At 65.5% G+C, this 25,414-nt stretch carries 25 protein-coding genes; 13 read left to right on the top strand and 12 right to left on the bottom strand.

The features are described from left to right. Positions 1–57 precede the first annotated feature (57 nt). From dapB to dnaK, 7 genes are all read right to left on the bottom strand, one after another. On the bottom strand, positions 58–873 hold the full coding sequence (gene dapB, locus ABIB06_RS14400) for a 4-hydroxy-tetrahydrodipicolinate reductase (RefSeq protein WP_354048517.1): 816 nt from the start codon (positions 871–873) through the stop codon (positions 58–60). A 319-nt stretch (positions 874–1,192) separates the two neighbouring features. Next, on the bottom strand, positions 1,193–1,504 hold the full coding sequence (locus ABIB06_RS14395; protein WP_247352652.1) for a DUF1330 domain-containing protein: 312 nt from the start codon (positions 1,502–1,504) through the stop codon (positions 1,193–1,195). Between the two features lie 71 nt (positions 1,505–1,575). Beyond that, complete coding sequence (gene pyrF, locus ABIB06_RS14390; protein WP_354048515.1) at positions 1,576–2,289, bottom strand: orotidine-5'-phosphate decarboxylase; 714 nt, start codon at positions 2,287–2,289, stop codon at positions 1,576–1,578. 6 nt (positions 2,290–2,295) lie between these two features. Next, entirely contained in the window at positions 2,296–2,874 is a 579-nt protein-coding gene (locus ABIB06_RS14385; RefSeq protein WP_247352649.1) for an NADPH-dependent FMN reductase, read from the bottom strand. Between the two features lie 57 nt (positions 2,875–2,931). Next, complete coding sequence (locus ABIB06_RS14380; protein ID WP_354048513.1) at positions 2,932–3,531, bottom strand: class I SAM-dependent methyltransferase; 600 nt, start codon at positions 3,529–3,531, stop codon at positions 2,932–2,934. A gap of 88 nt (positions 3,532–3,619) precedes the next feature. Beyond that, entirely contained in the window at positions 3,620–4,753 is a 1,134-nt protein-coding gene (gene dnaJ, locus ABIB06_RS14375; protein ID WP_354048511.1) for a molecular chaperone DnaJ, read from the bottom strand. Positions 4,754–5,013: 260 nt separating this feature from the next. After that, positions 5,014–6,915 (bottom strand): molecular chaperone DnaK, encoded by a 1,902-nt coding sequence (dnaK, locus tag ABIB06_RS14370; RefSeq protein WP_247352644.1) that lies wholly within the window; start codon positions 6,913–6,915, stop codon positions 5,014–5,016. A gap of 394 nt (positions 6,916–7,309) precedes the next feature. Here dnaK and ABIB06_RS14365 point away from each other — a divergent pair, with 394 nt between their 5' ends. Beyond that, positions 7,310–8,251: a hypothetical protein gene (locus tag ABIB06_RS14365; protein ID WP_354048509.1), complete on the top strand. Its 942-nt coding sequence runs from the start codon at positions 7,310–7,312 to the stop codon at positions 8,249–8,251. A gap of 100 nt (positions 8,252–8,351) precedes the next feature. Then, on the top strand, positions 8,352–9,074 hold the full coding sequence (gene pncA, locus ABIB06_RS14360) for a bifunctional nicotinamidase/pyrazinamidase (protein ID WP_354048507.1): 723 nt from the start codon (positions 8,352–8,354) through the stop codon (positions 9,072–9,074). An 80-nt stretch (positions 9,075–9,154) separates the two neighbouring features. On the opposite strand, the gene grpE is transcribed toward pncA, so the two are convergent. After that, positions 9,155–9,760, bottom strand: a complete 606-nt coding sequence (gene grpE / locus ABIB06_RS14355; RefSeq protein WP_247352638.1) for a nucleotide exchange factor GrpE — start codon at positions 9,758–9,760, stop codon at positions 9,155–9,157. A gap of 94 nt (positions 9,761–9,854) precedes the next feature. Beyond that, positions 9,855–10,943: a heat-inducible transcriptional repressor HrcA gene (hrcA, locus tag ABIB06_RS14350; protein WP_247352636.1), complete on the bottom strand. Its 1,089-nt coding sequence runs from the start codon at positions 10,941–10,943 to the stop codon at positions 9,855–9,857. 181 nt (positions 10,944–11,124) lie between these two features. Between hrcA and rph the strand changes: the two genes are divergently transcribed. From rph to hemW, 3 genes are read left to right on the top strand one after another with little or no spacing between them, the layout of a single operon-like run. Beyond that, the gene (rph, locus tag ABIB06_RS14345; protein ID WP_354048504.1) at positions 11,125–11,838 is read left to right on the top strand and encodes a ribonuclease PH; all 714 of its coding nucleotides are present in this window, start codon (positions 11,125–11,127) and stop codon (positions 11,836–11,838) included. Positions 11,839–11,849: 11 nt separating this feature from the next. Further along, the gene (gene rdgB, locus ABIB06_RS14340; RefSeq protein WP_354048502.1) at positions 11,850–12,485 is read left to right on the top strand and encodes an RdgB/HAM1 family non-canonical purine NTP pyrophosphatase; all 636 of its coding nucleotides are present in this window, start codon (positions 11,850–11,852) and stop codon (positions 12,483–12,485) included. After that, the gene (gene hemW, locus ABIB06_RS14335; RefSeq protein WP_354048500.1) at positions 12,472–13,626 is read left to right on the top strand and encodes a radical SAM family heme chaperone HemW; all 1,155 of its coding nucleotides are present in this window, start codon (positions 12,472–12,474) and stop codon (positions 13,624–13,626) included. The genes rdgB and hemW overlap by 14 nt, the downstream gene beginning before the upstream one ends. 51 nt (positions 13,627–13,677) lie before the next feature. On the opposite strand, the gene ABIB06_RS14330 is transcribed toward hemW, so the two are convergent. After that, positions 13,678–14,919: a penicillin-binding protein activator gene (locus ABIB06_RS14330; RefSeq protein WP_354048498.1), complete on the bottom strand. Its 1,242-nt coding sequence runs from the start codon at positions 14,917–14,919 to the stop codon at positions 13,678–13,680. Between the two features lie 338 nt (positions 14,920–15,257). On the opposite strand from ABIB06_RS14330, the gene rsmI reads away from it, so the two are divergent. The 7 genes from rsmI (at position 15,258) to ABIB06_RS14295 (ending at position 22,298) form a co-directional block, all read left to right on the top strand. Then, positions 15,258–16,208: a 16S rRNA (cytidine(1402)-2'-O)-methyltransferase gene (gene rsmI, locus ABIB06_RS14325; protein ID WP_354048496.1), complete on the top strand. Its 951-nt coding sequence runs from the start codon at positions 15,258–15,260 to the stop codon at positions 16,206–16,208. After that, positions 16,195–16,596: a YraN family protein gene (locus tag ABIB06_RS14320; RefSeq protein WP_247352626.1), complete on the top strand. Its 402-nt coding sequence runs from the start codon at positions 16,195–16,197 to the stop codon at positions 16,594–16,596. The genes rsmI and ABIB06_RS14320 overlap by 14 nt, the downstream gene beginning before the upstream one ends. A 10-nt stretch (positions 16,597–16,606) precedes the next feature. After that, positions 16,607–17,551, top strand: coding sequence for a glutathione synthase (gshB, locus tag ABIB06_RS14315; protein ID WP_354048494.1), 945 nt, complete (start codon positions 16,607–16,609; stop codon positions 17,549–17,551). A gap of 309 nt (positions 17,552–17,860) precedes the next feature. Then, positions 17,861–18,685 (top strand): Flp pilus assembly protein CpaB, encoded by an 825-nt coding sequence (gene cpaB / locus ABIB06_RS14310; protein ID WP_354048493.1) that lies wholly within the window; start codon positions 17,861–17,863, stop codon positions 18,683–18,685. A gap of 10 nt (positions 18,686–18,695) precedes the next feature. Next, entirely contained in the window at positions 18,696–20,213 is a 1,518-nt protein-coding gene (locus ABIB06_RS14305) for a type II and III secretion system protein family protein (protein ID WP_354048538.1), read from the top strand. 64 nt (positions 20,214–20,277) lie between these two features. Beyond that, positions 20,278–21,012, top strand: coding sequence for a CpaD family pilus assembly protein (locus ABIB06_RS14300; RefSeq protein ID WP_354048491.1), 735 nt, complete (start codon positions 20,278–20,280; stop codon positions 21,010–21,012). Then, entirely contained in the window at positions 21,009–22,298 is a 1,290-nt protein-coding gene (locus ABIB06_RS14295) for a CpaE/TadZ family protein (RefSeq protein WP_247352619.1), read from the top strand. Before ABIB06_RS14300 ends, ABIB06_RS14295 begins: the two co-directional genes overlap by 4 nt. A gap of 74 nt (positions 22,299–22,372) precedes the next feature. On the opposite strand, the gene ABIB06_RS14290 is transcribed toward ABIB06_RS14295, so the two are convergent. Both ABIB06_RS14290 and ABIB06_RS14285 read right to left on the bottom strand, forming a co-directional pair. Next, positions 22,373–23,158 carry a tetratricopeptide repeat protein gene (locus ABIB06_RS14290; RefSeq protein ID WP_354048489.1) on the bottom strand — a complete coding sequence of 262 codons (786 nt, stop codon included), beginning with the start codon at positions 23,156–23,158 and terminating at the stop codon, positions 22,373–22,375. A 136-nt stretch (positions 23,159–23,294) separates the two neighbouring features. Beyond that, positions 23,295–23,540, bottom strand: a complete 246-nt coding sequence (locus ABIB06_RS14285) for a PilZ domain-containing protein (RefSeq protein ID WP_247352615.1) — start codon at positions 23,538–23,540, stop codon at positions 23,295–23,297. A gap of 228 nt (positions 23,541–23,768) precedes the next feature. On the opposite strand from ABIB06_RS14285, the gene ABIB06_RS14280 reads away from it, so the two are divergent. Further along, positions 23,769–25,307 carry a YifB family Mg chelatase-like AAA ATPase gene (locus ABIB06_RS14280; protein ID WP_354048486.1) on the top strand — a complete coding sequence of 513 codons (1,539 nt, stop codon included), beginning with the start codon at positions 23,769–23,771 and terminating at the stop codon, positions 25,305–25,307. Positions 25,308–25,414 lie beyond the last annotated feature (107 nt).

Below are 25,414 nucleotides of genomic sequence, written 5' to 3'. Positions count from 1 at the left end.
AGCATGATCTTATCGGAAAAACCGCTCCGCACTTTTCCGGATCATGCTCTCGTTCGTTCAGATGTCAGACAGGCCGAGCACGTCGGCCATGGAGTAGTGCCCCGGCTTCTTGCCGTGCGCCCAGAGCGCCGCCTTCAGCGCGCCGTGGGCAAACAGCATGCGATCCTCGGCGTGATGCGACAGCGTCAGACGTTCGAACGGGCCGAGGAAGCTCACGCTGTGATCGCCGGCCGCGGTGCCGCCGCGCAACGACGCAAAACCGATGTCGCCGGGCCGGCGTGCACCGGTGATGCCGTCGCGGCCCCGGTCTGCATGCTCGTCGAGCGCGACGCCGCGGCCGGCTGCAGCGGCCTGGCCCAGCATCAGCGCCGTGCCCGAGGGCGCATCGATCTTCATGCGGTGGTGGGTTTCGACGATCTCGATATCGAAGTTCTCGTCGAGCGCCTTGGCGACGCGCTTGACCACGGCGGCGAGCAGATTGACGCCCAGGCTCATATTGCCGGACTGCACCACGACGGCGCGGTTGGTGACGCTCTGGATCACGGCGTTGTCGGAGCCGGAAAGACCCGTCGTGCCGACGACGTGGACGAGGCCGCGCTCGGCGGCAATGGCGACATTGGCGATGGTCGCAGCCGGGACGGTGAAATCCAGAATGCCGTCGGCATCCTTCGACATCGCCCAGAGATCGGCGGAGATTTTTATGCCGTTGGCCGGCAGACCGGCGAGCACGCCGGCATCCTTGCCGAGCAGCTCCGAGCCCGGCGCCTCCAGCGCTCCGGCCAGCACCGCGCCTTTGCTCTCGGCAATCGCCCGCGTCAGTGCCCGGCCCATCCGGCCGCCGGCTCCAGCAACAATCAAGCGCATGTCGGACATGGTGTGATCCTCTCACGGTCGTTGTAGCGGCGGGATGCAGTTCCGGCAACCGAGGGGAGATCACGGGCGCAGGCGCGCCCCTATCTTCCCCTGGAGGGCAAGTTGCTTGCGGCCATCCTTCGAGACGCCCGCCTACGGCGGGCCCTCAGGATGAGGTCGGAATACGTGGCAACAAATTCCACGGGGGCGGGTGCTGCTTAGCCTCATCCTGAGGAGACCGCAAAGCGGTCGTCTCGAAGGACGAAGCGCGCACGCAGACCGCGCCAGGACGCCATATGCGATAGCCCTTCCCGGAAGGGAGGGCGAGACGGGATCGCGCTCATCCGTCTGACGGCTGCGGGCCGTCATGGCCCTCGATGATGATGAGATCGGCTATGGAGTGCGGCTGGCGCACCTTGATGTTGGCCTGGTATTCCGGCGAGTTGTAACAGGCGATCGCGGTCTCGTAGTCCGGGAATTCAATCACGACGTTGCGGGTGCGGCTGGCGCCTTCGACGGTGGTGAACTTGCCGCCGCGAACGGCGAAGCGGCCACCCCATTTCTTGAAGATCGGACCGTTGGCGACGGCGTAGGGCTTGTAGCCCTCGTCATTGCTCACATCGACGCGTCCGATCCAGTAACCCTTTGCCATTGTTCTTCTCCCTTGTTGATGGTCTCTATTTGAGCATGATCTGATCGGAAACCGCTGCACACTTTTTCGGATCATGCTCCGAGCGCCTGCGCGATCTCGTCCTGGATGGTTTCTGCAACCGCCTTGGGATCGGTGGCTTCCACCACCGGCCGTCCGACGACGAGATAGTCCGCTCCGGCCGCTATCGCGCGTCCCGGCGTCATGATGCGCTTCTGGTCGCCGGTCGCCGCGCCCGCCGGACGGATGCCGGGGGTGACGAGCCTCATCTGGTGGCCGACGATCTTGCGCAGGCTACCAACTTCCTCGGGCGACGACACCAGCCCGTCGACGCCGAGCACCTGCGCCTGATGCGCACGCGCTTCGACCAACTCCGAGACGCCGAGCCGGAAGCCTGCCGCATGCAGATCGTCCTCGTTGTAGGAGGTCAGCACCGTGACGGCGAGGATCTTCAGGTCGGAGCTGCCGCGGCCTTCGACGGCGCCCTTCATGGTCTGCGGATAAGCGTGCACGGTGAGGAAGGTCGCACCCAGCCTGGTGATGCTTTCGACGCCTTGCGTCACGGTGTTGCCGATGTCGTGCAGCTTGAGATCGAGAAAGACCTTCTTGCCCTTGTCGGCGAGCTTGCCGACCAGCGGCAAGCCGCCGGCATAAGCGAGCCGATAACCGATCTTGTAGAAGGTGACGCTGTCGCCGAGCCGGTTGACCATCGCTTCCGCGGCATCAACGCTGGGCAGATCAAGCGCGACGATCAGGCGGTCTTTCGGGGCGATCTCGGCTGGCGTCATGTCACCTCACATCATGCGTTGGGAAAAATCGATCAACTGCCGCACCAGCTCCTTCAACGCGGCGATATCGCCCTCGTGCTTCAGCCTGTCCATATCGTCATAGGCCTGATCGGCAAAGGCGAGCGTGAGCTGGTTGGCGATCACATTGGCGTGGCAGGAGGTCAGGATCAGCCGCAACGCCTGCAGCGCGCGGGCGGCACCGAGCCGGCTCTGCGAGGCACCGGCGAGCGCGAAGGCGCGATTCCGGAACACGTCGCCGCGCGCCTCGTGCAATTCATGCACGCGGCTGACCCAGTCGATCGCGTTCTTCAGCAGCGGCGGCACCGAGGCATTGTATTCGGGCGAGACGATCAGCACGCCATGATGCGCGCCGATCATGCGCTTGAGATTGATCGCGTGCCTGGGCAAACCGGACTTGGCCTGAAGATCGCCGTCATAGATCGGCAACGGAAAATCGGCGAGCGAGATGCGCGTGATCTCGACACCGGCCTGGACGAATTCATAGGCGGCGACCGCCGCCAGCTTCGCATTGTGCGAGCCGGTGCGTAGCGAGCCGGGAATGATCAGGATTTTGGGTGCGGACATCCGCTTCCATGCGTTCGGCGAAACGAGCCCGCCACGCAAAGAGGAATGCCGGCGGAATTAGCCCTTGCGATACACCCAGACGCGGGCCGGCGGAAGGTTCATCCAGATCCGCTCCGAGGCCTCTGTGGACACGCCGGGCAGCGATTTCGGAATCGGCGGCACCACCGCATAGGTGAACTGCACGAAGGGTGCACCGGGCGCCAGCGCCGTGAAGGCATCGCGGATAAGCCGCAGCCGCGTCAGCATCGGTTTTGTGACCAGCGGCAGGCCAGACACCACCGCGGAGGCCGGCGCACTCAAGACGTTCCAGAGCGTGTCACGCAGGCGATAGGCGTCGCCCTGCACCACCTTGGCCTGCGGATAGCGGTCGCGCAGCAGGGCGCAGAAGCCGGGATTGTATTCGACCAGAACGAGACGCTTTTGATCGACGCCGCGCTCGACCAAGGCCGAGGTGATGGCACCGGTGCCGGGTCCGAGCTCGACCACCGGCGCGTCCGAATTGACGTCGACGTAATGGGCCATGGTCCGGGCCAGCAGCTTGCCCGACGGCATCACCGCGCCCATGTGAAGGGGCTTTTCAATCCATGACCGGAGAAAACGCACCTCGTCATCGAGACGGGGCTTCTTCAACGCACGCGCGGACGATGGCAATGGCATGTCGGGACCGGACGGGACCGCGTGACCGCGGCGTGTCAGAAAATGGTCACAAAGAGGTATAGGCCGAAGGCGGTACGGTCAAGCCGGGTCAATTCGCCCGATTACCGAAGAAGTCCTTGACCTTGGTGAAGAAGCCCTCGGATTCCGGCTGGGTGTTGCCGGAGGAAAGCTTTTCGAATTCGGCCAGCAATTCCTGCTGCTTCTTGGTGAGATTTTGCGGAGTCTCGACCACGACCTGAACATACATGTCGCCCATCTGGCGCGAGCGCAGCACCGGCATGCCTTTTGATGCAATGCGGAATCGGCGGCTGGACTGGGTGCCGGCGGGGACCTTCACCTTGGTCTTGCCTTTCTCGATGGTCGGCACCTCGAATTCGCCGCCAAGCGCGGCCGTCACCATCGAGATCGGCACACGACAATGCAGATCGGCGCCGTCGCGCTGGAAGAACTGGTGCTGGGACAGCGACAGGAAGATGTAGAGGTCGCCGGGCGGGCCGCCGCGGACCCCGGCCTCGCCCTCGCCGGCGAGCCTGATCCTGGTGCCGTCCTCGACGCCCGGTGGAATGTTGACCGACAGATTCCGCTCGCGGGTAACGCGCCCCTGACCCGAGCAGGACGGGCAGGCGTCCTCGATCATCTGGCCGCGGCCCTGGCACCCCGGACAGGTCCGCTCCAGCGTGAAGAAGCCCTGCGACTGCCGTACGCGTCCGGCACCGCCGCAGGTCGAGCAGGTCTTCGGCTTGGTGCCGGCCTTGGCGCCGATGCCCGAACAGGCCTCGCAGGTGACCGAGACCGGGATCTCGATCTGCGCGGTCTTGCCGCCAAAAGCTTCCTCGAGCGTGATTTCCATGTTGTAGCGCAGGTCGGCGCCGCGCTCGCGGCCGCCGCGGCCACCGCCGCGCTGTCCGGCCATGCCGAACAAATCTTCGAAAATGTCGGAGAAGGAGGAGGCGAAGCCCGCGCCGAAACCGGCGCCGCCGCCGCCCTGCTCGAAGGCGGCATGACCGTAACGGTCATAGGCTGCGCGCTTGTCCTTATCTTTCAGGACCTCGTAGGCCTCGTTGATTTCCTTGAACTTGACTTCGCTGGTGTTGTCCCCGGGATTGCGGTCGGGGTGAAACTTCATCGCCAGCTTACGGAACGACGATTTCAGGACGGAATCGTCGGCACCGCGTTCGACTTCGAGGGTTTCGTAGTAGCAGCGCTTGGTGGACGTGGACATGATGAGCTCGGTCTATCCAATCGCAATTCAAATCGGAGCGAAACGACGTCGCCACGCGACGATATAAGCGCTCCTCCGCCTTACGGCAGAGGGCAGCATGGCGGCATTCAGCATAGCGGCTGGGAATTGATCGATCGTGACGGGGCCGATTTTAACAGAGTCTTGGCCCGCCCGGCACGGCACGCTGGCCTCCCCCGCGAGGGAGGAGGCCGTTGGCGCGTGTGGGGTCCAAGTCGTCCGCATCATCACCCTCGCGGGGTTCAGGCGGACTTCTTGTTGTTCTTGTCGTCGTCGACTTCGGTGAATTCCGCGTCGACGACGTCGTCCTTGGCCGCATCCTTCTTGGCGTCGGCCTCGGCCTGCTGCGTGTAAATGGCCTCGCCGAGCTTCATCGAAGCCTGGGCCAGCGTTTGGGTCTTGGCCTTGATCGCTTCGGCATCGTCGCCCTTCAGCGCTTCCTTGAGGTCGCTGACGGCATCCTCGATGGAGCGGCGCTCGGTCTCTGCGATCTTCGAACCGTGCTCGGCCAGCGCCTTCTCGGTCGAATGCACCAGTCCGTCCGCATCGTTCTTGGCCATGACCGCCTCGCGGCGCTTCTTGTCGGCCTCGGCATTGGCCTCGGCGTCCTTGACCATCTTCTCGATGTCGGCTTCCGACAGACCACCGGAAGCCTGGATGCGAATCTGCTGCTCCTTGGAAGTCGCCTTGTCCTTGGCCGACACGTTGACGATGCCGTTGGCGTCGATGTCGAAGGTCACTTCGATCTGCGGCATGCCGCGCGGGGCCGGCGGAATGCCCATCAGGTCGAACTGGCCGAGCATCTTGTTGTCGGCCGCCATTTCACGCTCGCCCTGGAAGACGCGGATCGTAACCGCGTTCTGGCTGTCCTCGGCGGTCGAGAACACCTGGCTCTTCTTGGTCGGGATCGTGGTGTTGCGGTCGATGATGCGGGTGAACACGCCGCCCAGCGTCTCGATGCCCAGCGACAGCGGGGTCACGTCGAGCAGCAGCACGTCCTTGACGTCGCCCTGAAGCACGCCGGCCTGGATCGCGGCGCCGATCGCCACGACTTCATCCGGGTTGACGCCCTTGTGCGGCTCCTTGCCGAACAGCTGCTTCACGACTTCCTGGACCTTCGGCATGCGCGACATGCCACCGACCAGCACCACTTCGCCGATCTCGGCGGCGGTGAGGCCGGCATCCTTCAGCGCCTTGCGGCAGGGCTCGACGGTCTTCTGGACGAGGTCGTCAACCAGCGCTTCGAACTTGGCGCGGGTGAGCCTCATCGTCAGATGCTTCGGGCCGGTCTGGTCCGCGGTGATGAAGGGCAGGTTGATCTCGGTCTGCGTCGTCGACGACAGCTCGATCTTGGCCTTTTCAGCGGCTTCCTTCAGGCGCTGCAACGCGAGCTTGTCGTTGCGCAGGTTGATGCCCTGCTCCTTCTGGAACTCGTCAGCGAGATAGCCGACCAGGCGCATGTCGAAATCTTCGCCGCCGAGGAAGGTGTCGCCGTTGGTCGACTTCACCTCGAACACGCCGTCGCCGATTTCGAGAATCGAGACGTCGAATGTGCCGCCGCCGAGGTCGTACACGGCGATCGTACCGGCCTTGGTCTTGTCCAGACCATAAGCGAGCGCAGCCGCGGTCGGCTCGTTGATGATGCGCAGCACTTCAAGGCCCGCGATCTTGCCGGCGTCCTTGGTCGCCTGGCGCTGGGCGTCGTTGAAGTAGGCGGGAACGGTGATGACGGCCTGGTCGACCTTCTGGCCGAGATGAGCTTCCGCGGTCTCCTTCATCTTCTGCAAGATGAAGGCGGAGACCTGCGAGGGCGAGTAGGTCTGGCCGTCGGCCTCGACCCAGGCGTCGCCGTTGGAAGCCTTCACGATCTTGTACGGAACGAGCTTCTTGTCCTTCTCGACCATCGGGTCGTCGTAGCGGCGGCCGATCAGGCGCTTCACTGCGAAGAAGGTGCGCTCGGGATTGGTGACGGCCTGGCGCTTGGCAGGCTGGCCGACGAGGCGCTCACCGTCGTCGGTCACGGCGACGATCGAAGGCGTCGTGCGCATGCCTTCGGAATTCTCGATGACTTTGGCGTTCTTGCCATCCATTACGGCGACGCACGAATTCGTGGTACCGAGGTCGATCCCGATGACCTTTCCCATGGTCCTGATATCCTTGTTTTTGCGGCAGGCTGGCTGGGCCCAGAAGGCACCCGAACCGAAACCCCCTAAGATCAAACATTCGCGATATTGCGATGGTTGACGCTCATATAGGAGGGGGGGAGGGGCCCGCAAGGAGAGAACGCAAGTTTCGGCCGTGAAAACATCGGGTTTTGGAGCATCATATCCGGGCTGAACCGCCCTTGCGGGTGAGGAATTATTAACAGGTTCAGATATCAGCCAGCCCCCGCCACCATGATCCGCGCGCCCTGTTACCGGCGAGGCAAACCCGCTAAAAGGCGGGCGCCGGAGAGCCGCCATCGAGGCTGCGCCGCGCGACAAAGCGGCCCGGTGGCCGACCATCGAACGGCCTCAATGTGAACCAATCAGAGTGCCCATGAAGCTGACCCGCCCCCTCGCTGCGCTCGCCCTCCTCGTCGCCTCCGCACTTCCGGCTCTGGCTGCCGACGCCGTTTTCCCGCCTGGCTTGCGCCTCGGCATGGTGCCGTTGGTCGGCCTCAGCACGGCAAAGACGTTTCCGGGCTTCCAGAGCGAGGACGGCAACGTCAAGGTGCTGATCACCGAGCTGCCGCCGGCGGCTTATGGCGAGGTCGTGAGCGCCTTCAATTCCAATCCGGCCGGAACCAACGGCGTCAAGCAGGACAAGATCGAGACGCCTGCGGGCCTGGCCTATTTCACCACCGAGAGCGGCAAGGCCGGCGAAACCCCCGTGAGGCGCTATTCGATGATCGTGCCGGGCGCCGGCTTCTCCGGCTATGTCGCGGTGCAGATTCCGGAGAATGCGATCAAGATCTACACCGACGAGGCGGTGCGGCAGATGTTTGCGAGCGTCGCCACCCGCAAGCAGGTCTCGGCCGACGAGCAGCTCGCGCTGATGCCGTTCAAGATCACCGATCTCGCCGAATTCAAGGACGTCCGCACGCTGGCGCCGGGCTCGAGCATCATCCTGGCCGACGGCGACGAGAGCACAGGCTATGAATCGAAGCCGTTCATGATCCTCGGCGTGATCGGCGCCACCCCGCAGCAGGCCGACGACCGCGCCCGCTTCGCCCAGGAGGCGGCGCTGCAGATTCCTGGCGTGCGCGAGTCGCGCGTCACCATGTCCGAGCCGCTTCGCATCAACGGCCAGCAGGGTTTCGAGACCCGGATCGACGGTATCAGCGGCAAGGACAAGACGGCGGTGACCGTGGTGCAGTGGATCCGCTTCAGCAGCGGTGGCGCTTCGCTGCGCATCATCGCCAGCGCCCCGCGCGACCAGTGGCCGGCCGCCTTCACCCGCTTCCGCGCGGTACGCGACGGCATCCAGCCGAAGGGCTGAAAGGCCCATGCGCTGACCACATCCGGCTGCATTTTCGGGCTTCTGTTCGTACACGAGCGGAACTAGGCTCTCCTCCGTTCAATCTGGAGGGAGGCGGACCATGATGGATCGGCGACACATCTTGACGGCGCTTGCAACGACGGCGCTCGCGACCCTCGTGCCAAGCGCGCTCTTAGCAGCGGCATCGATCAAGCCGGACGATGCATCCGCGCTGCTCGTGATCGACGTGCAGAACTGCTTCCTGCCCGGCGGCAGCCTCGCCGTAAAGGAAGGCGAGCAGGTGGTGCCGGTCATCAACAAGATGGCCAAAGCGTTTTCGAACGTGGTGATGACACAGGACTGGCACACGCAAGGCCATGTTTCGTTTGCGTCGGCACACTCCGGCAAGAAGCCGTTCGAGACTGTCGATCTTCCCTACGGCAAGCAGGTGCTGTGGCCGGACCATTGCGTGCAGGGCACCGATGGCGCCGCGCTATCGAAGGACCTTGCGATCCCGCACGCCGAACTCATCATCCGCAAGGGTTTTCACAAGGACGTCGACAGCTATTCGGCCTTCCTCGAAGCCGACGGCAAGACCTCGACCGGCCTTGCCGGCTATCTGAAAGCGCGCAAGATCAAGCGCCTCTTCGTCGCGGGGCTGGCGACGGATTTCTGCGTCGCCTGGACCGCGCTCGACGCCCGCAAGGCGGGCTTCGAGGTCTATGTGGTGGAAGACGCCTGCCGCGGCATCGACAATCAGGGTTCGCTGGCAAAAGCCTGGGCCGACATGGCCAAGGCCGGCGTGAAGCGTATTCAGTCTGCGGATATCGCGGCGAGCGCGTAGGCGACGCTAGGAGCTGCAAGACCCTCATCCCGAGGAGCGCGCTTCTCCGCGCGCGTCTCCTTAACCATGAGGATTGAGAGCTAAACCGGCTCGTTGCTGTTGGCGGCGGGCGCGGCCTTCGCGCCGCCCTTGGCGACACCGACCAAAGCGGGGCGCAGCACGCGCTCGCCGATGGTATAGCCGGCCTGCATCACCTGCACGACGGTGCCCGCGGGCACCGACGCGTCGGGAACCTCAAACATCGCCTGCTGGAAGTTCGGGTCGAACTTCTGCCCAGAGGGGTCGAACTTCTTCACGCCGTGTTTTTCCAGCGCGTTGAGCAGCGAGCGCTCGGTCAGCTCGACGCCCTCGATCAGCGAAGCCAGGCCGGGATCGGCCGCCGCACGGGCATCGGCCGGAACGGCATCGAGCGCGCGCTGGAGGTTGTCGGCGATATCGAGCACGTCACGGGCAAAGCCGGTGACGCCGTAGAGCTTGGAGTCAGCGACCTCCTTGGCGGTGCGCTTGCGCAAATTTTCCATCTCGGCCAGCGTCCGCAGCATGCGGTCGCGCGCCTCGGCGGCTTCCTTCTGCAAAAGCTCGACCGAGCCGGGCTCGGGATCGTCCGGCATGATGTAGGGTTTTGACACCACGGGCTCGGGCGTCGCAGCGGCCGCGTCTTCGGGTTGCCGGTCTCGATCGGTCATCGGCTCTCTTCTCAAACGTCTCAGGGATTTTCTCGCCCGGATATCGTGCTTCGGGCGGCGAAAATCAAGCGCCCGTGATCGGCCCAGGCGCCGGTCAGCCCCCCAGGAGGCGGCTGACGATGCGGGCGGCGTAGTCCACGGTCGGGATCACACGGGCATAATTCAGCCGTGTCGGCCCGATTACGCCCAGAACGCCGACAATATGGCCGGCAGCATCCCGATAGGGCGAGATGATGGTGGAAGAGCCCGACAGCGAGAACAGCTTGTTCTCACTGCCGATGAAGATCCGCACGCCTTCCGCGGTCTCGGCCCGGCCGAGCAGGTCGATCACGCCGCGCTTGGTTTCGAGATCGTCGAACAGCAGGCGAACGCGCTCCAGATCCTCAAGCGCATGCAAATCTTCGAGCAAATTGGCGTGGCCGCGGACGATGAGCTGGCGGTCCTCGCTCTCGCCACCGGACCAGCTGGCGATACCGGCGGAAATCACCTTTTGCGTGAGCTGATCGAGCTCGGCGCGGGCCTCTCCGAGTGCGGTCTCGAGCTCGAGCCGCGCCTCGGCCAAGGTCCGGCCGCGGATTCGCGCGTTGAGGAAATTGCCGGCCTCGGTGAGTGCCGAGGAGGGAACCCCGAGCGGCAGCACCAGCACGCGGTTTTCAACCTGGCCATCCTCGCCGACCAGGATCACCAGCGCCTTCTCCGGTTCCAGGCGGACGAATTCGATGTGTTTGAGCCGCGCATTGGATTTTGGCGTCAGCACCACCGCGGCGGCGCGCGTGAGGCCGGAGAGCCGCGTCAGCGCCTCCTCCAGCGCGGCCTCGACTGATTGCGCCTGCCCAACGGAGGTGAGCTGGCTCTGGATCGCCTGCCGCTCGGCCTCGGTGAGGTCGCCGACCTGCATCAGGGCATCGACGAAGAAGCGCAGGCCGAGTTCCGTCGGCAGCCGGCCGGCGGAGGTATGCGGGGCATAGATCAGGCCGAGCTGTTCCAGATCGGCCATGACGTTGCGGACCGAGGCCGGCGACAGCGGCATGGCGATCAGGCGCGAAATATTGCGCGAGCCGACGGGCTCCCCGGTCGCGAGATAGCTTTCGACAATTTGACGAAAGATGTCGCGGGAACGCTCGTTGAGCTGGGCGAGACCCGCGCGCGGCGCGATCAGATGGATCGGATCGTGATGGGCCACAGACGGTAACTCCTCTCGGATGCACGTAATTTGTCTATCCCGGGCGCTTCTGACAAGCGTGGCGTTCGCGGATCGAAAATCGGGGGTGAATAAGGTCTCGATCTTCCCCCTTGCCGCCCACCCTCACCCCACCTACAAGCACCGCGAACAGCCCTTTTCCGAGAGTTTTGGAGGATTTCCCATGCGGCCAAGCCGCCGTGCGCCCGACGAATTGCGCCCCGTGACGCTGGAGCGCGGCGTGGTCAAATATGCGGAAGGCTCCTGCCTGGTGAAATTCGGCGACACCCACGTGCTGGTCACCGCCACACTGGAAGACCGCCTGCCGCCATGGCTGAAGGGCCAGGGCCGCGGCTGGGTCACCGCCGAATACGGCATGCTGCCGCGCGCGACCTCGGAACGCACCCGCCGCGAGGCCTCGGCTGGAAAGCAGAGCGGCCGCACCGTCGAAATTCAGCGCCTGATCGGCCGTTCGCTTCGCACCATCATCAATCTCGAAGCGATGGGTGAGCGCCAGATCACGGTCGATTGCGACGTGCTCCAGGCCGATGGCGGCACCCGCACCGCCTCGATCACCGGTGCCTGGGTCGCGCTCGCCGATTGCGTCAACTGGATGAAGGCACGCAACATGGTCAAGGCCAACGTGTTGCGCGACAACGTCGCCGCGATCTCCTGCGGCATCTACAAAGGCACGCCCGTGCTCGACCTCGACTATGCCGAGGATTCGGAAGCCGACACCGACGCCAATTTCGTCATGACGGGCGATGGCCGCATCATCGAAGTCCAGGGCACTGCGGAACGCGAGCCGTTCACGGAAGCCGAGTTGCTGGCGCTGATGGCGCTGGCGCGCAAGGGCGTCGCGCGTCTCGTGGACTTGCAGAAACTGGCGGTAGCGTAGTCAATAAGCCGATGCATCGCCGAATCACCGGAAAGCTCGTCATCGCGACCCACAATCCCGGCAAGCTCGCCGAGATGAAGGAGCTGCTCGCGCCTTACGGCATCGAGGCGGTGTCGGCCGGCGAGCTCGGCCTCCCTGAGCCGGAAGAAACCGGCAACGATTTCCGCAGCAATGCCGCGATCAAGGCGATCGCGGCAGCCCAAGCGACGAAGCTCCCGTCTTTCGCCGATGATTCCGGCATCGTGGTCGACGCGCTCGATGGCGCGCCGGGCATCTACTCAGCGCGCTGGGCCGGTCCGAGCAAGGATTTTGCCGCGGCGATGGCGCAGATCGAACGGCTGTTGCAGGAGCGCTGCGCGACCACGCCCGACAAGCGCAAGGCGCACTTCGTTTCCGCGCTCTGCGTCGCATGGCCCGACGATCATCTCGAAGAGGTCGAGGCGCGCGTCGACGGCACGCTGGTGTGGCCGCCGCGCGGCACCGCCGGCTTCGGCTACGACCCGATGTTTTTGCCCGACGGCCACAGCCGCACTTTCGGCGAGATGGAGAGCATCGAGAAGCACGGCCTGCCGCCGCTCGGTCTCGGTCTGTCGCATCGTGCCCGCGCCTTCGTGAAACTGGCGGAGATCTGCCTTGAACCGCGCTAAGGAAGCCTTCGGCGTCTACGTGCACTGGCCGTTCTGCCTGTCGAAGTGCCCCTATTGCGACTTCAACAGCCATGTCCGCCACGTTGCGATCGACGAAGCGCGTTTTGCGGCAGCATTCGCGCGTGAGATCGAAACGACCGCGCAACGTTCGCCCGGTCGCGAGGTCACCTCGATCTTTCTCGGCGGCGGCACGCCATCCCTGATGCAGCCTGCGACCGTCGGCGCTGTGCTCGACGCCATCGGCAAGCACTGGGCTGTGGCGAAAGACGTCGAAGTCACGCTGGAGGCAAACCCGACCAGCGTCGAAGCCACGCGCTTTGCCGGTTATCGTGCCGCCGGCGTCAACCGTGTCTCGCTCGGCGTGCAGGCGCTCGACGATGCCTCACTGAAAGCACTGGGCCGCATGCACAGCGCGCGCGAGGCACTCGATGCCGTCGCCATCGCGCGCCGCTCGTTCGATCGTTATTCGTTCGACCTGATCTACGCCCGTCCCGACCAGACGCCGGCGATGTGGGTCGATGAACTGCGTCTCGCAATCGATGAAGCGGCCGAGCACCTGTCGCTCTATCAATTGACGATCGAAGAAGGCACGCCGTTCTTCGGCCTGCATCAGGCCGGCAAGCTGAAGACGCCGGATGAAGCGATCGCACGCGCGCTTTACGACGTCACGCAGGAGACCTGCGACAAGCTCGGCCTGCCCGCCTACGAGATCTCAAATCATGCGCGGCCGGGCGCCGAGTGCCGGCACAATCTGGTCTACTGGCGCGGCGAGGAATATGCCGGCGTCGGCCCCGGCGCCCATGGCCGGCTCGACATCGACGGTATCAGGCACGCCACCGCCACCGAGAAGCGCCCCGAAGCCTGGCTGATGCGGGTCGAGACCAACGGCCACGGCATTGTCACCGACGATCTCCTCAACAGCGAAGAGCGCTCCGACGAATTCCTGCTGATGGGATTGCGCCTCGCAGAAGGCATCGACCCCGAGCGCTACAGGGCTCTCTCCGGCCGCTCGCTCGATCCCAAGCGCATTACGCTGCTGCGCGAAGAAGGCGCGATCACGGTGGATGCAACGGGGCGTCTGCGCGTCACCAGCAGCGGATTCCCGGTGCTGGACGCGGTGGTTGCGGATCTGGCGGCGTAAGCTCTCTCCATCGTCGTCCTGGCTTTCGCCAGGAGGACGTCGAGGAACCAGCTACGCCCCAAAACTCTTCGGCGAGCCCGCGACGGCCACGCCGCCGCCGGTCGTCACCTTCATCACTGCAAGCCCGCGCTCGTTCGTCCCATCGGCGCGGAAGCGGAACAGGCCGTCGATGCCGGCAAAGCCGGAGGGATTGGTGAGCACGTCGGACGAGAAGCGCGTCGTGCCTTGCGTGCGCGCCAGCGCGGCGACGAGGGCGACCGCGTCATAGGCGAGCGTTGCGGTACGCACCGGCTCGGCGCCGTATTTGGTGCGATAGCGGCCGGAGAAGGCGCGGAAGCCGGCCGGGTCCGGCGCGGCGTAGAGGCCGCCTTGCAAGCTTGGGCTGGCATAGACGCGCGGACCGTCCCACAGGCCGGTGCCGAGCAGCTGGATATTGCGCAGATTTGCACCCGCCGCGGTCATCGCATCGGCGACTGCGACGACGGCGTCGCCGTCATCGGCGATGAACAACGCATCGGCGCTGCCGAGTTGCTGCGCCACGGTCCGGGCCGGCGTCGCGCGATCGGCGCCGTATTTCTCGAACGCGACGATGCGCCCGCCGCGGCGCGGCACTGCCGCCTTCACCGCGGCCTCGACCACATTGCCATAGGCATTGTCTGGCACGAGTACGGCGACGGCGCGCTTTCCGATGCCGGCAGAATATTCGACGATGCGGTTGACGTCGGATTCCGGCAGGAAACTCAGCAGATAAACGCCGCGGCCGGCGATGCTGGAGTCGGTCGAGAACGCGATCACCGAGATGCCGCGCGTGCGCGCGATCTGGGCCACCGCAGGCACCGACTGCGCGAACAGCGGACCCAGGATGATCTCGGCGCCCTCGTCGACCGCCTGCTGGGCGCTCGCCTGCGCGCCCTGCGGGCTGCCATTGTCGTCCTTGATCAGGAGCTGGATGTTGGGATTCTGGAACTCGGCCAGCGCCATCTCGGCGGCGTTGCGCATCGACTGCGCGGCAAGACCCGCATTGCCGGCCGCCGAGAGCGGCAGGATCACGGCGACCTTCACCCCGCCGTTGCCGGCGGTCGTTGCCTGTTGCGGCGGGCCTGCCGGCTGGGCAGGAGGCGGGGAGGAACTGCTGAACTGGCTCAGGCTCTGCTGGACGCCGGCGCAGGCCGACAGCAGCGGCGTGCCGAGCAACAGGCCCAGCGCGCTCCGCCGGGTCGCCCCTGATATCAGGGGCCCCCGAACGGGAGACTCCTCCGAAAAGGAAGATCTGGGATCACGCGGGCCCGTCATAGCAGCTTCTCTTCTGACCGACCGTCGCCAGCCGGTCACGACATTGTTTCCACGACACAAGCCGTGAATTCAGGCATATTGTCGGCAAATAGTTAACTCAAACAAAAGGATAATGACCGCTTAACGCGGCTCAACCTTAAAGTCCTGGCTGGCTGTCCACCGCCGCCACCCAGCATCAAGGCGGCGTTTCCGCCGTGAATATGGCGCTGACGCTCCATTCCCTCTGGAATGTGATGCCGGATGGATCACATTCCCGTCCTTCCTCGCCCCTCACCCAAGCGATCTTTTTCCAAGGACCGGTTCCCAGCCCCGGGGATCATGCCTAAGTTCGATTCATTATGCGCGCAAAGCCATCCCCGATAAATACACCTGAGACTGCGGATCCCGCCTCGCGCGGTTTCTCCATCGACGCCCATCGTCTTGCGGCGCCGAAGGCCGCGCCGGGCCTGCATTTGGTCGCGACCCCCATCGGCAATCTCGGCGACATCACGCTGCGGGCGCTGCAGACCCTCGCCGGGGTCGATGTCATCGCCTGCGAGGACACCCGCATCACGCGGCGTCTGACCGAGCGCTACGCCATTGCGGCGCAGCTCAAGCAATATCACGAGCACAACGCCGAAGCGGCCCGTCCAAAAATCCTGGAGGCGCTGGGGCAGGGCGGCTCCATCGCGCTGGTGTCGGACGCCGGCACGCCGCTGATCTCGGATCCCGGCTTCAAGCTGGTGCGCGAGGTCTGCGCCGCCGGCCACGCGGTCTACGCGCTGCCCGGCCCGTCCTCGGTGCTGGCGGCGCTGTCGGTCGCCGCGCTGCCGACCGACCGCTTCTTCTTCGAGGGGTTCTTGCCGTCGAAATCGGCCGCGCGACGATCGCGCCTGGCCGAACTCGCGCGCATCGATGCGACGCTGGTGATGTTCGACTCCGGCAACCGCGTGCAGGACACGCTCGCGGAGCTCGCCGAGATCATGGGGACCCGCGAAGCCGCGATCTGCCGCGAGCTGACGAAACTGCACGAGGAGATTTCGCGCGCGACGCTGCATGAGCTGGCGCGCGACGCCGACACGCTGGAGACGCGTGGCGAATTCGTGCTGGTGATCGCTCCGCCTGCGCCGGATGCCGAGATGCTGACATCGGATGCGCTCGACGACGTCTTGCGCGAGCAGCTTGCCGCGCACAGCGTCAAGGATGCGGTGGCGCACGCGGTCGCGCTCTCGGGCCGGCCGCGCCGAGAGGTTTATGCCCGCGCGCTCGCGCTTGCCAAAGACCTGCGGGGCGGCGATGGCGAAGAATGAGGTCCCGGCGGAACCGAAGGTCGCCTCGCCCGAGCGCGTCGCCGCGTTCCGCACCGGCATCTCCGCGGAAAGCCGCGCCGCAGCCTATCTCATGGCCAAGGGCTACCGCATCCTCGCCAAACGCTACCGCACACCGCATGGCGAGATCGACATCGTGGCGCGCCGCCGCGATTTGATCGCCTTCGTCGAGGTCAAGGCGCGCGCGACGCTGGACGACGCCGCCTTCGCCGTGACGCCGCGCCAGCAGCAGCGCATCATCAATGCCGCGCAAGGCTGGCTCGTCGCGCATCCCGAGCATGCGGAATTTGAAATGCGATTCGATGCCATGCTGATTGCGCCGCGGTCACTTCCACGCCATGTGTTGGCGGCATTCGACGCCTCGACCTGAAAGGCAGACCATGAAACTGAACGTCGCCGTCCAGATGGATCCCATCGCCCGCATCAACATCAAGGGCGATTCCACCTTTGCGCTGCTGCTGGAGGCGCAGAAGCGCGGCCACGGCCTGTCCTATTACACGCCCGACAAGCTCTCGATGGTCGGCGAGGAGATCGTCGCCCCCGTCCAGCTGCTCACCGTACGCGACGAGCCCGGCAATCACTTCACCCTGGGCGAGCCCCGGCGCGAGGCGCTCAACGGCTTCGACGTGGTGCTGCTGCGCCAGGACCCGCCGTTCGACCTCGCCTACATCACCTCGACCCACCTTCTCGAACGCATCCATCCGAAGACACTCGTCGTCAACGATCCCGCCTCGGTGCGCAATGCGCCGGAAAAGCTGCTCGTGATGAACTTTCCGCAGCTGATGCCGCCGACGCTGATCTCGCGCGACCTGGACGAGATCAACGCCTTTCGCGACAAGAACGGCGCCGTCGTCATGAAGCCGCTGCACGGCCACGGCGGCGCGGCGGTATTCCGCGTGATGCCCCAGGACATGAATTTCGGGTCGCTGTTCGACATGTTCTCGGTGACCTTCAGGGAGCCCTGGGTGATCCAGCAGTTCATCCCCGAGGTGAAGCACGGCGACAAGCGCATCATCCTGATCAACGGCGAGTTCGCCGGCGCGGTGAACCGCGTCCCGGCCGCAGACGACCTCCGCTCGAACATGGTGCGCGGAGGCGCAGCGCAGGAGACCGAGCTCACACCGCGCGAGCGCGAGATCTGCGCCACCGTCGGGCCGGCGCTGCGCGAGCGCGGGCTGTTGTTCGTCGGCATCGACGTCATCAACGGCAACCTCACCGAGATCAACGTGACATCGCCAACCGGCATTCGCGCGATTGCAAATCTCGGCGGCCCTGACGTTGCGGCAAAACTCTGGGACGTCATCGAGCAGAAGCGGGCGAAGTAGGCACCGGTGCGTAGCCCGGAGTGAAGAAAAATCCGGGCTACGCACCGCGCACGCTGCTCCGCGCGCACACCACTAACCACCCATTCACCATGACGCGGCGCGCATCATTCTAACGCGTGGGCCGCTGCGTGAAACTACGGAGCCGGTGGCCGACCGGCTAACGCGACGTTCACCATCTGCCGAAAGACCGCAGCGCCGCCCGCGCTCACATTCGGCCTCGCAACACCCCTTATACTTTTACTGCCTACTCATCGACGTCGGGGAACCCGCCAGGTGCGGTTCGAGTGCCCCGCGTAAGAGTAGAGGCGTATGAACACCGCACGCATTGTCGTTCTCGTCATCGCGCTGGGCGCCGGCGGCGTCGCTGCGTATCTGGCGAGCGGCTATGAGAACAGGCCCGCGCCCGCTCTCCCCGTCGCCGAGAAGCTGCCGACGGTCGAGGTGCTGGTCGCCAAGAACGACATCCAACTCGGCCAGGCCGTGAAGCCCGATGACCTGCAATGGCAGGTCTGGCCGGCGGCGACCGCGAGCAGCGCCTTCATCCGGCGCGACAACAGGCCCGAGGCGCAGACCCAGATCGCAGGTTCGATCGCGCGCGTGCCGTTGATGCAAGGCGAGCCGATCCGCGAGCAGAAGCTGGTCAAGGCCGAAGGCTCCGGCTTCATGGCCGCGATCCTGCCGTCGGGCATGCGCGCCGTCTCCACCGAACTCTCAGCCGAGACCGGCGCCGGCGGCTTCATCCTGCCGAATGACCGCGTCGACGTCGTGCTGACCCGCCGCCTGAAGAATCCCGACGGCGCGAACAACAGCAACGGCCCGACCGGCGGTAACGACCTCGTCCTGTCCGAGGTCATCCTGACCAATATCCGCGTGCTCGCGATCGACCAGGCGCCGAAGGAAAAGGACGGCCAGAACGCCGTCGTCGGCAAGACCGTCACGCTCGAGCTCAGGCCCGACCAGGTCGCCACGCTATCGGCCGCGCGTCAGAGCGGCACGCTGTCGCTCGCGCTCCGCAGCATCGTCGATGCCAACTCGGTCGACGGCACGCCCGAGGACCAGGCGATCAAGCGTCCCGGCGGGATCAACGTGATTCGCTACGGCGTGCAGGCGCGGCAACTGACGTCACAGAAGTGATGGGGACATGATGAACTACGGGGATGATCGGACCGGCATGCGCATTCGGGGGAATCGCGCGCGCTCGTTCTGGACGGGGACGATGCTGATCCTGGGGCTCTTCGCAGCCCCCGATATCGTCAGCGCCGCAGATGCGCCGGTCGGCGACCAGGCGCCGATGCAGGCACCGGATCTCGATGTGGCGTCGGTCGCGACGATCGCGCCGGCGAGGACGCGCTTCCTGTCGCTCGGCGTCGGCAAATCCGCCGTCATCGACCTGCCGCGCGAGGTCAAGGACGTGCTGGTGGCCGACCCCAAGATCGCCAATGCGGTGATCCGCTCGGCCCAACGCGCCTATATCATCGGCGCACAGGTCGGCCAGACCAACGTCGTGTTCTTCGGCGCCGACGGCCAGCAGGTCGCCGCCTATGACATCGCGGTGAAGCGCGACCTCAACGGCATGCGTGCGGCGCTGCGTCAATCGCTGCCGGGCGTGCAGATCGAAGGCGTCGGCGACAGCGTGATGCTGACCGGCTCGGTGTCGAGCCCGGTCGAGGCCCAGCAGGCCGGCGACGTCGCCGCGAAGCTGGTCGGCAACTCCGAGAAGGTCGTCAACAACATCGTCGTGCGCGGCCGCGACCAGGTGATGCTCAAGGTCGTCGTCGGCGAAGTGCGCCGCGATATCGTCAAGCAGTTGGGCGTCGATCTCAGCGCCAGCCTGAACGCCGGCACCGCGGTCGTGAACTTCAACAATTCCAACCCGTTCTCGGTCAGCGGCGGACCGATCGTCAGCAACAACGGATTAGGCGTTGCCGGCCTCACCAAGGGCGTCGCGACCGTCAGCGCCACGATGCGCGCGATGGAAAGCGCCGGTGTCATGCGCACGCTCGCCGAGCCGAGCCTGACCGCGATCTCCGGCGAATCCGCCACCTTCATCGCCGGCGGCGAATTCCCAATTCCGTCAGGCTATGCCTGCGATCCGGTCACCCACGTCTGTACCACCCAGATCACCTACAAGAAGTTCGGCATCTCCCTGAACTTCACTCCGGTCGTGCTCAGCGAGGGCCGAATCAGCCTGCGCGTGATGACTGAGGTGTCCGAGCTGTCGAGCCAGAGCGCCATCACGGTCACCCAGGCGCTATCCTCGTCCTCGACCAACTCGATCACCATCCCCTCGATCCAGACCCGCCGCGCCGAAACAACGCTGGAAATTCCCTCGGGCGGCTCGATGGCGATGGCCGGCCTGATCCAGCAGCAGACCAAACAGGCGATCAACGGCCTGCCCGGCGTCGACCAGGTGCCGATCCTCGGCGCGCTGTTCCGCAGCCAGGACTTCGTCAACAACGAGACCGAGCTGATGGTGATCGTGACGCCCTATGTGGTGCGCGCGGTGGCCCAGAAGGAATTGTCGCGGCCCGACGATGGCTTCGCGCCGGCGTCTGACGCCCAGACGGCGCTGCTCGGCCGCATGAACCGTCTCTATGGCATCGCGCGCCGCGTCGATCCGATCGCGGGCACGCCCGACGATTTCGGTTTCATCATCGACTGATGACGAACGGACGGCTTGGGGAACGAGGCGAGGGACGGGCAAGAGGGCAAGAGGGGATGAAGCGATGACGAAAACCATGGCCGATCGACGTCGCAAGTTGAGCGTCGCGCTGGCACTGACGGGACTCTCCGTCATGCTGGGCGCCTGCAACACCACCGGCGAGACCGTCACCCAGACGGTGCCGACCGACTATCGCCAGCGTCACCCGATCGCGGTGCAGGAAGCCAAGAAGTCGATCGTGATCTTCGTCGGCAAGGCTCGCGGCGGCCTCTCGGCCGCACAGCGCTCGGACGTCGCTGGCGTTGCCCGTGACTGGGGCCGCGAAGGCACGGGCTCGGTTGTCGTCGACGTCCCCGTCGACGCCGCGAATTCGCGCGCGGCGGCGGCGACCTATCACGAAATCCGCTCCGTGCTCGCATCCGGCGGCGTACCCTCCCGTGCGATCGTCCAGCATCCTTATCGGCCCGAGGATCCCGGACTGCTGCCCACCATCCGCCTGAGCTATTCGCGGATCGCCGCGGTCGCCGGCCCCTGCGGGCTGTGGCCCGAAGACGTCGGCCCCAACATTCTCGATCCCGGCTACAACGAGAACCGGCCCTACTTCAATCTGGGCTGCGCCACCCAGCGCAATCTCGCGGCGATGATCGACAATCCGGCCGACCTCGAGCAGCCGCGGTCCGAGACGCCGGTCTATACCGCACGGCGCGACATCGCCTTCGAGCGCTATCGCAAGGGCACGCCGATCGCGACCGCCAATCCAGAGGCCGACAAGGCCAAACTCAGCGACACAGGCAGATGACAAGCGTCCACGACGAAGAAGCGGACGATCCGCAGCATCCCGAGGAACACATTGCGCCGGTTCCTCGCATCTCCGTGCAGGCCTTTTGCGAGACCGCGCAGACGCTCGCCGCGATGACCGCGGCCGGGCAGGATCGCCGTCTTGCCAAGGCACATCTCACCGCCAAGGACGGTGGCCTCGCCGCGGCCATCGAAGTCTATGAAACGATGCCGACGCCGAACGTCATCGTGATCGAATCCGACGGCACGCGTGACATCCTCGAAGGGCTCGACGACCTCGCCGGCGTCTGCGATCCCGGCACCCGTGTGGTCGTGATCGGCAATCCCAACGACACCGCGCCCTATCGCGAGTTGGTCCGCCGCGGCGTCAACGACTATGTGGTGGGACCGGTCGAAACGCTCGACGTCGTCCGCTCGATCTGCAGCCTGTTCTCGGCGTCCGAAACCATCATCACCGGCCGCGTCATCGCGGTGGTCGGCGCCAAGGGTGGCGTCGGCGCCTCCACCGTCGCGCACAATGTGGCCTGGACCATCGCCCGCGATCTCGCGCTCGACTCCGTCGTGATCGATCTCGACCTTGCCTTCGGCACCGCGGGTCTCGACTACAACCAGGACCCGATGCAGGGCATCGCCAATGCGGTGCTGTCGCAGGACCGGCCGGACACGGCGCTGATGGAGCGCCTGCTCGCCAAATGCACCGAGCGGCTCAGCCTGCTCGCCGCGCCGGTGACGCTCGATCGCGTCTACGATTTCGGCGCGGAGGCCTTCGACGCGGTGTTCGACACGCTGCGCATGACCACGCCGTGCATCGTGCTCGACGTTCCCCATCAATGGTCGGGCTGGACGCGGCGCGCGCTGGTCAACGCGGACGACATCGTGATCGTGGCCGAGCCAGATCTTGCGAACCTGCGCAACACCAAGAACATGCTGAACGTGTTGAAGGCGGCGCGGCCGAACGACCGGCCGCCGCTCTATTGCATCAACCAGGTCGGCATGCCCAAGCGGGCGGAGATCGAGGTCAAGGCATTCGCCAAGACCATGGAGAGCCAGCCGATCGCGGTGATCCCGTTCGATTCGAAGCTGTTCTCCACCGCGGCCAACAACGGCCAGATGATTGCGGAGGTCTCCAAAAGCCACCGCACCACCGAGCTGTTCCAGAACATGGCGAACCGCCTCGCCGGGCGCGGCGAGGTGAAGAAGCCGAAGCGCTCGCTGCTCGGACCGCTCCTGAAGAAGCTGAAGGGCAGGTCGGGGCGCGGGTCGGCCCCGCATCGCAAGGCGTCGTAAGCGCAAGCGCGCTTTCGCGCGAAGTGGATACCGGTTCGCGTCAAGCAACGCGGCAAGACCAGGCAGTCGGCGGGTTACTTGTCCGCCCGCTGCTGCTTCTTCGCCAGCAACTGCCGCAGCGCCGTGACCTTTTCCGCCGCCTGATCCGGCGGCAGATCGGCCTTCACGATGGTTTCGGCTTCGGCCTGCTTTCCTTCCAGCCCCACCACCAGCGCGAGGTTGGCGCGCACGCGGGAATCGGCGGGGTTGCGCGAATTCGCGCGGCGCAGCGTTTCCTCGGCCCGCGGAAGGTTGTTCTGGAGCATGTAGGACAGTCCGAGATTGGACAGCACCGACGGCTCTTCGGGCACGATCTTCAAGGCGGTGGCGTAATATTGCTGCGCCTCCTCGCTGCGGCCGAGCTGATCGAGCGCGGCGCCCTGCGCCGACAGGATGCGCCAGTCTGGATCTTCAGGCGAATGCGCGCGACCGAGGACGTCGAACGCCTGCTGGAAATTGCCGCTGTCGGCGAGCGCGCGGCCATAGCCGGCGAGCACCGCCTTGTTGGTGGAATGCGCGAGCACGGCCTGCTCCAGCACCGCAAGCGCCTGCGCGCGCTGGCCGGTCTGGCGCAGCGCCTTGCCGTATTCGAGTGCGACGTTGGGATCGCCAGGCTTGGCGCGATAGCGCTCACGCAGCGCGTCCATGTCCGGCTTCACGTCCGGCTTGGCGTCGAGCCTGCCGGCCGTTTCCGACTTTCCGCCGAGGGCGCCGGTGATGTCCTCGATGCCTGTGGTCTGACAGCCGCCGAGGGCCAGGATCAGAAGCGCGGAAAACAGAAATCTCGCCGGAGGAGAGGCAACGGACAAACGCTTGGACATACTCTGATCACTCGGCGACTGATCAGAGATGCTTACCGATTAACGCTAAAGTCCCGTTAAGGAAGCGCGCTTCTGTCTATTGTTTGAGCATGATCTTTTCGGAAAACCGCTTCACACTTTTCCGGATCATGCTCGCCTAGTCCGTGAATTCAGCGCCGAACTCGCAGCCGATGCGCCAGCGCAGGCGGCACTGGCGGGAATAGTCGGGCGCGAAGATGATGGTGAATTGCGGCGGCACCTCAAGAAACTCGGCCACCACTTTCACGCCGCCATCCGAAATATCCGTGATCGTGCAATCCCTCGGCAGCGAGCCCGAGCCAAAGTGAATCTTGGCGAGCCGAGTGCAGCCCCGACGTTCGCTTCTCCGGCGATTTGCAAGCATTTGAATTGTTCACCCGTTAGACCACGGCCCATCCCGCAGCCTTAGGAGTAGCGGACATTCGTTGGAATGTGCTGAGGAGAGCCGCGCGCATTCGAGGCGTAGTGTCCTGATCGTGTTTACAATTGGTTAGGGCCTTCGAGCTCTCCTCAACACGTTCCCGTATTGTTCTTGCAAGACCCGCCCCGCTCTGCTACCCCTAATTGTGCAAGAGGGCAGGCTGGTTCGGGCATGGTTCAGCGGGTTTCTACCGTCGCCTTTGAGGGGATCGAGGCCCGCGCGGTCGACGTGCAGGTGCAGGTCGCGCCGGGTCTGCCGGCCTTCGCGATCGTAGGTCTTCCGGACAAGGCGGTGTCGGAGGCGCGCGAGCGGGTCCGCTCGGCGCTGATCGCCTCGGGCCTGGCGCTGCCGGCGCGGCGGATCACTGTCAATCTCGCGCCCGCCGATCTGCCCAAGGAAGGCAGCCATTACGACCTGCCGATCGCGCTCGGGCTGATGGGGGCGATCGGCGCGATTCCCCCTGATGCGCTGACCGGATTCACCGTTCTGGGCGAACTCGGCCTCGACGGATCGATCGCGCCGGTGGCCGGTGTTCTTCCCGCCGCGATCGGCGCCAATGTGCGCGAGGAGGGACTGATCTGTCCGGCGGCTTGCGGCTCCGAAGCGGCGTGGGCGAGCCCGGACATCCAGATCATCGCCGCAAGTTCACTCATTCAGATCGCCAACCACTTCAAAGGGACGCAGGTGCTGTCGCGGCCGGTGCCGAAGGTGCACGAAGCCGCCGCCTCGCTGCTCGACCTGCGCGACATCAAGGGCCAGGAGAGCGCCAAGCGGGCGCTGGAGATCGCGGCCGCCGGCGGGCATCATCTGCTCATGATCGGCGCCCCCGGCGCCGGCAAATCGATGCTCGCGGCGCGCCTGCCCTCGATCCTGCCACCGCTCTCCCCCGGCGAACTGCTGGAGGTCTCGATGATCGCCTCCGTCGCCGGCGAGATCGAGGGCGGTGCGCTGACGGCGCGGCGGCCGTTCCGCTCGCCGCATCATTCCGCCAGCATGGCCGCGCTCACCGGTGGCGGCATGCGCGCAAGGCCCGGCGAGATCTCGCTCGCGCACCAGGGCGTGCTGTTCCTGGACGAGCTGCCCGAATTCGATCCGCGCGTGCTGGATTCGCTGCGGCAGCCGCTGGAGAACGGCGAGGTCTCGGTGTCCCGCGCCAATCACCGCGTCACCTACCCTGCGCGCTTCATGCTGATCGCGGCGATGAATCCCTGCCGCTGCGGCAATGCGTTCGAGCCCGGCTATGCCTGCAAGCGCGGCCGCATCGATCGCTGCACGGGCGACTATCAGACCCGCATCTCGGGGCCGCTGATGGACCGGATCGACCTGCGCATCGAGGTTCCCGCAGTGACCGCGGCCGATCTGATCCTGCCGCCGCCCGCGGAGGGTTCGGCCGAGGTCGCCGCGCGCGTGGCGGCGGCGCGCGACATCCAACTCGCGCGCTACGCGGATGCGGGGCTGCCGAAGGTCCGCACCAATGCCGAAGCGCCGGCCTCGGTGCTGGAGGAGATCGCCAAGCCGGACGCGCAGGGCCAAAAACTGCTGCGTGACGCCGCCGAGACCATGCGGCTGTCGGCGCGCGGCTATCACCGCGTGCTGCGGGTGGCGCGCACGCTCGCCGACCTCGACGGCGCCGACAAGATCGGCCGGCTGCACCTCGCCGAGGCGCTGTCCTACCGCGCACTCGCGGAGGATGTGCGTCAGATGGCGTGATGTGAACGCGCATCAACCCGGCGGTAACGAGTTTCCTTTACGCTCTGCAAACCATAAGGCCCATCAGTTCCCGCCACGAGTTTTCCGGGGCCCGGCGAGTAGCGTGT

Source organism: Bradyrhizobium sp. LB8.2, assembly GCF_040548035.1.
GTDB lineage: Bacteria > Pseudomonadota > Alphaproteobacteria > Rhizobiales > Xanthobacteraceae > Bradyrhizobium.
Note: the sequence above shows the minus strand (reverse complement) of the source record. Positions and strands in the feature narration are given on the sequence as shown.